An 8,702-nucleotide genomic window follows, 5' to 3' on the forward strand; every position below is an offset into this window, starting at 1 on the left:
TCCCTGTGGATCGGGCTGCAGCGCGCGGCTGATTTCGTGCTCGCTCTTGAGGCTCAGCGCTCTGCAGGGGCGAGTTATGGGTAAAGCCATGGGAATAGCCGTCAGGGCTCCGAGCATTTCGAGCGCCCGTCTAGAAACGACCCACAATTTCATCGACGATGAAGGCGCGTATTCGCAAGATCCCGTCAAGGCGTCACACGGCCAAAATGACACAGCAGATATCGCAAAAAATATCAGGGGGCTCTGCAAGTCTTCGTCAGACAGTGCTGAAACTGCGATCAGATTTCCCTGACAGTCAGTTGCCTCGCTTCACATCGACAACGTTCTCGCGGATGAGCTCTGGCCGTAGCCCTACACCAGCTGCGGTGGTGGGCAATGGCGTGAGAGGTGGGCATACCCGAATCGCCCAAGTCGTTTCATGACCCGCACGCATGGCGGATTCCTCGTCTCTGAGGTCTCACCTTCCCATTGCGAGTCGCAGGATCGCGAAAGCCGCAGAGTCACGGAAGTCGCAGCGGGCGACGTGGTGGGTTTGGTCGGAGTGGTGGCTTTATTTCGGACGGCTGGCTTTTGGCGTTTGGACCCGAAAGAGCCGAAATCGATGCTGAACTGGGGCAAAACTGTGGCATGAGAAAAAAGCCAAGCCAGGATGCCACTTAAGTGTTTGATTTTATGGAGCTGGCGGACGGATTCGAACCGACGACCTACTGATTACAAATCAGATTCTACTGAACACCCCCGAAATCCCGCGAACACGCACGCACTTCAAAAGCCTTCAAAAATAGCCATTTAGTGCTATCATATGTTCGTTGCCGTTCGTAGACATTCGCCAACAACCAGCGACTAACGGCAACCAGACGGCAACGAAAATCAGCGAGTCGGGGGGCGATTATGGCGGTCAAGGTCGCGGAACTGCGGGCGCTCAAGGCCGGCAATCTCAAGCGGGACGACGGTAAGCCGGTCTCTTGGCTGCCCGACGACGGCAAGCGAGGAGCGGGCACCCTGCTCTTTCGGGCGGTTGGCAAGATCGTTCGAGGCTACTTCAGATATGCGCCAGCCAGCGGCAAGCGAGACACGCTCGCTATCGGGCAGTGGGACGAGAAAGGCAGGGACGGTATGACGCTGGACGAGATCCGCGCCAAGGCGGACGAGTGGCGTCGGCTGTATCAATCTGGCGTGAAGAACATTCGCGGCCACCTGGAAGCCGAGGAACAGGCCAAGCGGGACGCAGAGGAAGCTACTCGACAAGCACAGAAAGCCGCTCAGGCAGAAGTCGAGGCACGGGCAAGGTTCACATTGGGAGCACTTACCAATGCCTACTGCGGAATGCTGGAAGCCAAAGGCAAGACCAAGGGCGCCAAGGATGCACGAGCCGCGTTCCGGGTCCATCTGCACGGGGCAAATCCTGACCTTGCCAATCTGGTAGCAAACGAGATCCAGGCCGAACAGATTGCCGACATGCTGACGAACATCAGGCAGCAAGGCAAAGATCGAACGGCGGGAATCGTGCGCTCCTATCTCAATGCTGCGTTCAACGCGGCAATCAAAGCCAGGTTGAGTACAGAGCCAACTGCGGACTTCAAAGGGTTCGACATCAAGGCGAATCCGGTATCAGGGATTGAAGCAATCCCCGTCCGTGCGGGTAATAGACTCCTGACTCATGCCGAACTAGCTGGATACCTCGATTCGCTGGACGATGGCATCGTGGACCAGGCGCTCCGACTGGCGCTGCTGGCCGGGGGGCAGCGTATGGCGCAACTGTTGCGGGCGACAGTGAGTGATTGGGACCACGGGATTCTGCGACTCTGGGACGGCAAAGGCCAACGAACCGATGCCCGAGAGCATCTTTTGCCCCTTGGACCACGCGGGGCCGAGTTGGTCGAGGGGTTGATTCAGCGCGCGCGTGAGCGGTCAAACGAACCGGACCCATCCCTATTTTTGAGCATCGGCGGGGCTCGGGTTGTCGATAGCACACCTGGAAAGCGGACAGTGGAGATTGCCACCGAGCTAGGGATACCTGCGTTCAATCTGCGTGACGTGCGACGAACAGTGGAAACCGAGTTGCAGCGATTGCGGATCAGCCGCGATGTCCGGGCGGTTTTGCTCTCGCATGGCCTAGGCGGAGTACAGGGCAAACACTATGAAAGGTACGGCTTCATCGACGAGAAGCGAGAAGCCCTGCTCGCTTGGGAACGACACCTTGAGGCGATCCAGACGGGCGAGGCGGTCTCGAATGTGGTGTCGTTCGCGAAGGTAGCGGGATGAACGCATCAGAGCCACATCAGGAGCTTTGTCGCGAGGAGCTTGATAGCCTTCTGCGAATCTTTGAGCGTAGCGATGAGCCCGAAGTGGTCAAAGAGGCATTCGAGCGCCTTTGCCTCTTTTTCGCGTGGGCAGGACAGCACTACATTGATACCGTATTCCCGCGCAATGTGAATATCGAGGATGCGCTCTTCCGGGATTGGGATGGCGCCGTCAGACTCGAAGAATACTCAGCATGGTTCGCGCGCATCGTCGCCTTGCGGATGACAGGACAAAGCGGGGATGCCGAGGAGCCACGGAAAACTCTTCAAGTCATTCGCCCGGATCAGGCATTCGGATGGGCGAACCCGCCACATCGGCCTTCTGAAACGGAGTGGATTAGCCTCGAGCGCGACGTGCAGATGTCTGCGTGTGTTGCACTGCTCGAGATCAAAGATCCCGGTCGCGGCAAGCGGACGCGCGCGAAGAAGAAGGTTGCCAACTGGTTCGGTTGCAGTCTTCGGCGCGTCCAGCAAGCGCTGAATCGATGCCCGCCTGACTTGGGTTTGTGGGCCAATTCTTCGGCCGAGACCTTGGACGAGATCCGCAAGAGCATCAATCCGTTCCCCTTCCGAATTTCGGCAGATAAGTAGCCCCGTGTTATCTGCCGAAAACCCGCCCTATCGTTCCGCCCATGTTCACACGATGAGGCGCGAACGATGCAGCAACAAGCCATCCAATCTCCAGCACACCCCCTGCCCTTCCTGGCAGGAGGCACCACTCAAATCGCCTACCCTCTCGATGTCGGTCTCAAGAAGATTGCGGTCGGCCGCACTAAAGGCTATGAGCTGATCGAAGAGGGCGAGCTTGAGACCTACACGGTCGGATCGCGTCGTTATGTCACGCACGCGGCTCTTGAACGCTTCATTGCCAACAGAATAGCCGCCGAGAGAGAGACGCGGCTGGCAGGAGGCGCCCAATGAGGTCCAGAAACGATTGCGCCCCGGTCTGGCGGGACCGAGGCGCGGATGCTGCGAAGCGAAGCAAGAGCGGAATCGACGGACACCAAGGCAAGGGAGAGCGCCGTCGTGGCTAATTATACATCACCCGCCCGCAAAGGGATCAGCCTCAAGCCCAACATCGGCGAGACCAAGGTCCCCGGCAATTCCTCCCCGATCAAGCTCCCAATTCACGGCCTGACGCTGGACGATGACATTCAGCAGCGCGCGGGAGGGCTCGACCCGGAGACGGTTGACGCCTACGTGGCCGACATCGCCGAGTGGATCGCGTCGGCTCCTATCACGGTTTACAGCGACGCCCACCTTAACCCCAAGACCAGCACTCGATGGGTAGCTGACGGCTTTCACAGAGTCGCAGCACTCCAGAAGCTCGGGGCCTACGAGGTGCCAGCAATCAAGCTCGACGGCACCCGGCGTGACGCCCTGCTCCACGCTGTTGGCGCGAACAAGGCACATGGTCTGCGCAGGACAAATGCCGACAAGCGCCGAGCCGTCGAGACGCTGCTCCGAGACCCCGAGTGGTCTCAGTGGTCGGATCGTCGGATAGCCGAGCAAGTTGGAGTCTCCGACAAGACCGTTGCCGCTGTTCGTCGCGACCTGCCGAGGTGCGGAAATTCCGCACCTGAAGGCGAGACCCAGAAGCGCATCGGCACCGACGGTAAGACCTACCCAACTCCGCCGCGCCAGCCAGCACCGGAGCAGTCCGACCACCAGGACGAGCCCCAGCAGGAGCCGCCCGTCATTGAGGACGTTCTAGGTGATGATCTCGACGCCATTCGCTCGGTGACGGCGAAGCTCCAAGAGTCGAGCAAGCCCGCAGACCAACCAGTCCTGAAGGGACCGACCACCAAGGATGCAATGCACGCCGCTCATGGCGTCGCTGGCGCAATCTCCGCCCTCTACCGCGTCGATAGTGCGCTGCTGGAATCGGACGCCAAGACCCTGATTCGTGAGCTGCGCAAAGTGCTGGATCGGCTCACGGCTCGGTTCGAGACCAAGGAGGGGGCGACTAATGGCTAAGGGAGCATTCTTTCCTAGAAATTTCTGGGACTCATCCATCAAGGACGAGCTGTGGGAATTACCCGCCGGTCACTTCCGTGTGTTCCTGCATCTGGCCTATGGCCCAACTGCGCATCTGTCCGGGCTTTACAGAATCAGCGTCGGTGCAATCGCAGAGGACACCGGGCTCGAACCCGATGAGGTACGAAACGCCATCGATACCCTGGCGGATATTGGTTGGTGCGATGTCGAGTATCCGTTGGTATGGATTCGCGGAGCCGGGAATATCCTCGACAAGCTCGGAACGACAGGGATCGAGAAAAATCCCGCGTGGGTAAAATCCACCCGTCGCCACCTTGACGACTTGCCGCCCAGCAACCGCCTTGTTGAGCTATTCCGGCGTTATCACGGCCTGCTAAGGGAGGCAGGGGGGGAGGCTCCCCCAGAGGCTCCTAGGGAGGCAGGGGGGGAGCCCTCTTCTTCTTCCTGTTCTTCCTCATCCCCTTATTCCTCATTCCAGGGGGCACAGCGCACCCCAGCGCCCAAATTCCGCGAGCAGGACGAAAACGGCCTGGACATCGAGGAGGTGGTGTCATGAAGCAGGCAGACACCCGCACATACCTCGCTTGGCTGATCCGTGACGCTGCGACCGCAGAGCTGTGCCACATGGGCGATCACGGCCCGGATCGGATCGCATGGCACACGGACGCAGACGCGATGCTCGCCCAGGCTCAGGATTGGTCCAAAACTGGGAACCTCTTCACCACGCTGCATCGGATCGACCCTGCCGCTTTGGATGAGTACGTCACCGATGCTCGACAGGTAGATCCCCGGAAGCAACCCCGAACGCCAGACCATGTGGTGACGAGGTTCAGCCGGCTGTTCTTTGACCTCGATCCTGAGCGACCCAAGGGCACCAGCAGCACCGCCGCCGAACTACGGGAAGCCGAGGTCCGAGCGAAAGGACTCAAGGATCGTCTGCTCGGTATTGGCTGGCCGCTGCCGCTGATGGCGATGTCGGGTAACGGCTGGCATCTCCAGTACAGGACCGCGCTACCCAGCACTCAGGAATGGCGCGAGATCCTGCGGACGATTTACCAAGGGCTCAACTCCGAGCTGACCGACGACGTGGTGACGTTCGATGTCACGGTTCGCAACCCCGCCCGTCTGTGCGCCCTGTACGGCTCACGCAAGCGCAAGGGACCGAATACCCAGGACCGCCCTCACCGGCAATCGATCTGCTGGATTCCGTCAGACTGGAAGCAGGTTCACCCACGCCAAGTCGAGGCATTAGCAAACTACTACGCCCGCCAGTCGAGTCAGACTCGCTCGAATGCCTCTCAGACGCCACAGGAGCCCCATACAGCCGTCCGCGTCTCGGGCAAGGGCGACTATGCCTCGCTAGACGTGGTGCGCTGGTTCCAGGCCCATGACGCCTACGTTGGGCGTCTCGCCGGGAACAAGCATGGCGTCCGCTGTCCCTGGAGCCATGAGCACACCAGCGACTCGCCGAGGAATGCTTCCGACGCCGTCATTTTCGAGCCGGATGGCGGATGGGCAGGTTTCGCCTGCAAGCACAGCCATTGCGCCGGGCGCGACATCCGCGACGTGATGCGCCTCTGGGGCGATGCCGATGCCTACTGCTCCGAACAGTTCCACCCGAAGAGGGCCGCGTGATGTACGAACTCTATCCGCATCAGGCCCAGGTCATCCAGGAGCTACGCGACGGCATCCGGCAGGGCCACAAGCGCCAAGTCCTCGCCGGTGCTTGTGGTTTCGGCAAGACGGTTGTTGCCGCTCGCCTGGCGCTCTCTGCCGTCCAGAAGGGCAAGCGAGTCCTCTTCATCGTGGATCGGATCGCCCTCGTCGAACAGGCCGTTCGGACGTTCGCCGAGCTGGGGCTTCGCGTTGGCGTGCTCCAAGGCGAGAACACGTCATACAGCCGCGAAGACGATCTGGTCGTTGCCAGCATCCAGACCATCCGGGCGCGGTCGGCCCCGGATTGGGTGCATGTCGTCATCATTGACGAGGTCCACATCTTGCACCAGGCGCATATCAAGCTCATGGAACGATGGAATGCGCTTCCATTCATCGGCCTATCCGCTACGCCATTGCGAAAAGGACTCGGGCGCCACTTCACCAATCTCGTTCGTGGTCCGTCGATTCGCTGGCTCACAGAGAATGGATTTCTTGTTCCCGTCCGTGGTTTCGCTCCCGCATCGGATGCTGTAGCCGATGCTATTCGAGGCGTCAAAGTCCAAGGTGGCGATTACGCCGAGGCGGATCTCGGGCAGGCGATCAATCAGAAGTCGCTTGTTGGCGACATCGTGAGCACCTGGCAGGAGCGCGGAGAGGATAGGCAGACCCTCTGCTTCGCCGCGTCCATCGCGCACAGCAAAGCCATTCGAGACGACTTCGAAGCCGTGGGCGTCTCCATCGCCCACATCGACGCCTACACACCAGACGATGAACGTCGCGAGATCGTCGCCGCCTTCAAGGCCCGCGAGATTCGGATGCTCACATCGGTCAACGTGCTCGGGATCGGTTTCGACGTGCCGGACGCCTCCTGCCTGATATTGGCCCGTCCCACTCTATCCGAGTCGCTGCACATCCAGCAGATGGGCCGAGGTATTCGCCGAGCCACCGATAAGACCGATTGCGTGGTCCTCGATCATTCAGGAAACACCCTCAAGCACGGCCTTCCGATTCATTTCGAGGTTCCTGATCTCGACACCAGCGAGAAAGGAAATGGCGAGGTCCGCAAGAAAAAAGACAGGGATACGCTCATCAAATGCACTCATTGCGGCGCACTCATGGAGCGGGATCAATGGCAATGCCCTGAATGCGGAATGGATCGCCCGCAGCGCAAATCTAATGTGATCCATCGCGACGGTGAGCTTATAGAATTTGGTGCAGCAGGAATAGAGAGGGAGTCGCCTATGGAAGAGCGGAAAACATTCTATCGACGCTGCATGGGATTATTGAACCAGCAGGGCGGAAACCCAAGCCGTGCCTACTGGCTCACCAAATCTAAATACAAAGGTTTCGAGGCGCCGTGGGAGTGGCGCAACCTTCCACCAATGGAACCGACACAGGAGATTGAACGGTACATCCAGCATCAGAACATCAGATACAGAAAGAGTCAGCGACGCAATCTTAATTAAGCTGTTAGATAATTCATCATTCAACAAACACATGAGGCATCGACCGTGACAGAATCATCTTGGGCCATTTACACCGAGCAACAACTATCTTCTTCCGGCATTGCGATCATGGATGAATCGATCGCCCGCCGACTACGGCCGAGTTTATGGGGCCACAACCGAAGTTTCGGCGTGCTTCGCGACGACGGAAGCGCGAGGCATAGGGACATGATCATCAGCGAAGCGCGCACTCAGGGGCGGCTGTACGCGGTGACGCTTAAAGACCGCCAAGAGCCAATCCTTGTGGTTTCGCTGTCCAAAGCGAGGCTTTCTGAGCGTCTTGGCTGGCTTGGCTTGAACGTCGAATCATTCACGCCCGTTGGCGTCGAGACGCCCGAGCTAGTGAGTGAGGAGGCGCCTGATCAGCCGAGTGACTCGTCACCGCATCCGTTCAGCCGAGCAGCGACAGCAGTCAATGCACCACCGAGGGGTGTACCAGAAGTGAACGCAAGACGGTAAGCAAACGACCGAAGCAGGGGCGATGGTCTGATCTGTCGCCCTGTTGAGTGCAGGAGGAGTACAGAACATGGCGCGATTCAAACCCGGCGAGTCGGGCAATCCTTCCGGGCGCAAACTCGGCTCGGAGAATAAGGTCACGAAGCTCCGGCGATCCCTGGAGAAAGACCTGCCCGACGTGCTGGCGGCTTTGGTGGATCAGGCCAAGTCGGGCGATGTCCAGGCAATCAAGATCCTATTGGATCGCGTCATGCCTGCTTTACGGCCCCAGGATACGCCCGTACAGATCCCGCTCGACAATGACCTGACACAATCCGGCCGCGCTGTGTTGGCCGCTGTAGGGGCTGGAATGGCGACACCTGAACAGGGTAAGGCGATCTTGACCGGAATTGGGTCATTGGCACGCATTGTCGAGACTGATGAACTACTGAAACGCATTGAAGTATTGGAGAAACGATATGCCGAATCTGATCGAGAGCAGAATTGAAAAGCTGGAGCGGAGCATGGGCGAGAACGAGTCGAAGATCGCGCTGTCTTTTCGCTGCCGGGAATGCGGCCAACCTATCCCAAGTCTTGATGACGCCGACTGCGAGAACCATGCAGCGGTACCTCAAGCGGCCACGACAATTATGATTTCATTCATCGAACCGGAGCGTATCCAGTGACTATCAAGAGGCGCGTTGAAGAATTGGAGGTAAGCGTTCAGACCCTCCTCCTCCCTTGGGGACGTGAAGACAGACGGGCTCCGCTATGGCAAAGTCAAAACCACGACCTAAACGACGCC

At 59.1% G+C, this 8,702-nt stretch carries 9 protein-coding genes; all 9 read left to right on the forward strand.

The genetic code is table 11. The features are described 5' to 3' along the window. Positions 1-891 precede the first annotated feature (891 nt). The 9 genes from D779_RS20625 (at position 892) to D779_RS22525 (ending at position 8,583) form a co-directional block, all read left to right on the forward strand. Entirely contained in the window at positions 892-2,265 is a 1,374-nt protein-coding gene (locus tag D779_RS20625) for a tyrosine-type recombinase/integrase (protein ID WP_052348342.1), read from the forward strand. Next, positions 2,262-2,894 (forward strand): hypothetical protein, encoded by a 633-nt coding sequence (locus tag D779_RS20630; RefSeq protein ID WP_043758362.1) that lies wholly within the window; start codon positions 2,262-2,264, stop codon positions 2,892-2,894. Before D779_RS20625 ends, D779_RS20630 begins: the two co-directional genes overlap by 4 nt. A 66-nt stretch (positions 2,895-2,960) precedes the next feature. Next, the gene (locus D779_RS22710; RefSeq protein WP_043758366.1) at positions 2,961-3,224 is read left to right on the forward strand and encodes a MerR family transcriptional regulator; all 264 of its coding nucleotides are present in this window, start codon (positions 2,961-2,963) and stop codon (positions 3,222-3,224) included. Positions 3,225-3,269: 45 nt separating this feature from the next. Further along, positions 3,270-4,280 carry a ParB N-terminal domain-containing protein gene (locus D779_RS21400; protein ID WP_052348343.1) on the forward strand — a complete coding sequence of 337 codons (1,011 nt, stop codon included), beginning with the start codon at positions 3,270-3,272 and terminating at the stop codon, positions 4,278-4,280. Further along, positions 4,273-4,857, forward strand: coding sequence for a hypothetical protein (locus tag D779_RS20645; protein WP_043758369.1), 585 nt, complete (start codon positions 4,273-4,275; stop codon positions 4,855-4,857). The genes D779_RS21400 and D779_RS20645 overlap by 8 nt, the downstream gene beginning before the upstream one ends. Beyond that, a complete protein-coding gene (locus D779_RS22715; protein ID WP_043758372.1) occupies positions 4,854-5,936 on the forward strand; it encodes a hypothetical protein in 1,083 nt (360 codons plus the stop codon). The genes D779_RS20645 and D779_RS22715 overlap by 4 nt, the downstream gene beginning before the upstream one ends. Next, positions 5,936-7,423: a DEAD/DEAH box helicase gene (locus tag D779_RS20655; protein ID WP_052348344.1), complete on the forward strand. Its 1,488-nt coding sequence runs from the start codon at positions 5,936-5,938 to the stop codon at positions 7,421-7,423. The genes D779_RS22715 and D779_RS20655 overlap by 1 nt, the downstream gene beginning before the upstream one ends. Before the next feature lie 565 nt (positions 7,424-7,988). After that, positions 7,989-8,405, forward strand: a complete 417-nt coding sequence (locus D779_RS20660) for a DUF5681 domain-containing protein (protein ID WP_043758376.1) — start codon at positions 7,989-7,991, stop codon at positions 8,403-8,405. Beyond that, positions 8,377-8,583 (forward strand): hypothetical protein, encoded by a 207-nt coding sequence (locus D779_RS22525; RefSeq protein ID WP_157726497.1) that lies wholly within the window; start codon positions 8,377-8,379, stop codon positions 8,581-8,583. Before D779_RS20660 ends, D779_RS22525 begins: the two co-directional genes overlap by 29 nt. The last annotated feature ends 119 nt before the right edge of the window (positions 8,584-8,702 follow it).

The organism is Imhoffiella purpurea (assembly GCF_000585215.1).
Taxonomy (GTDB): domain Bacteria; phylum Pseudomonadota; class Gammaproteobacteria; order Chromatiales; family Chromatiaceae; genus Imhoffiella; species Imhoffiella purpurea.

Bases quoted from the DNA above. Each gene is read 5' to 3' on its own strand.
- D779_RS20625 (WP_052348342.1), top strand. From the start codon at position 892: ATGGCGGTCAAGGTCGCGGAACTGCGGGCGCTCAAGGCCGGCAATCTC.
- D779_RS20630 (WP_043758362.1), top strand. From the start codon at position 2,262: ATGAACGCATCAGAGCCACATCAGGAGCTTTGTCGCGAGGAGCTTGAT.
- D779_RS22710 (WP_043758366.1), top strand. From the start codon at position 2,961: ATGCAGCAACAAGCCATCCAATCTCCAGCACACCCCCTGCCCTTCCTG.
- D779_RS21400 (WP_052348343.1), top strand. From the start codon at position 3,270: ATGCTGCGAAGCGAAGCAAGAGCGGAATCGACGGACACCAAGGCAAGG.
- D779_RS20645 (WP_043758369.1), top strand. From the start codon at position 4,273: ATGGCTAAGGGAGCATTCTTTCCTAGAAATTTCTGGGACTCATCCATC.
- D779_RS22715 (WP_043758372.1), top strand. From the start codon at position 4,854: ATGAAGCAGGCAGACACCCGCACATACCTCGCTTGGCTGATCCGTGAC.
- D779_RS20655 (WP_052348344.1), top strand. From the start codon at position 5,936: ATGTACGAACTCTATCCGCATCAGGCCCAGGTCATCCAGGAGCTACGC.
- D779_RS20660 (WP_043758376.1), top strand. From the start codon at position 7,989: ATGGCGCGATTCAAACCCGGCGAGTCGGGCAATCCTTCCGGGCGCAAA.
- D779_RS22525 (WP_157726497.1), top strand. From the start codon at position 8,377: ATGCCGAATCTGATCGAGAGCAGAATTGAAAAGCTGGAGCGGAGCATG.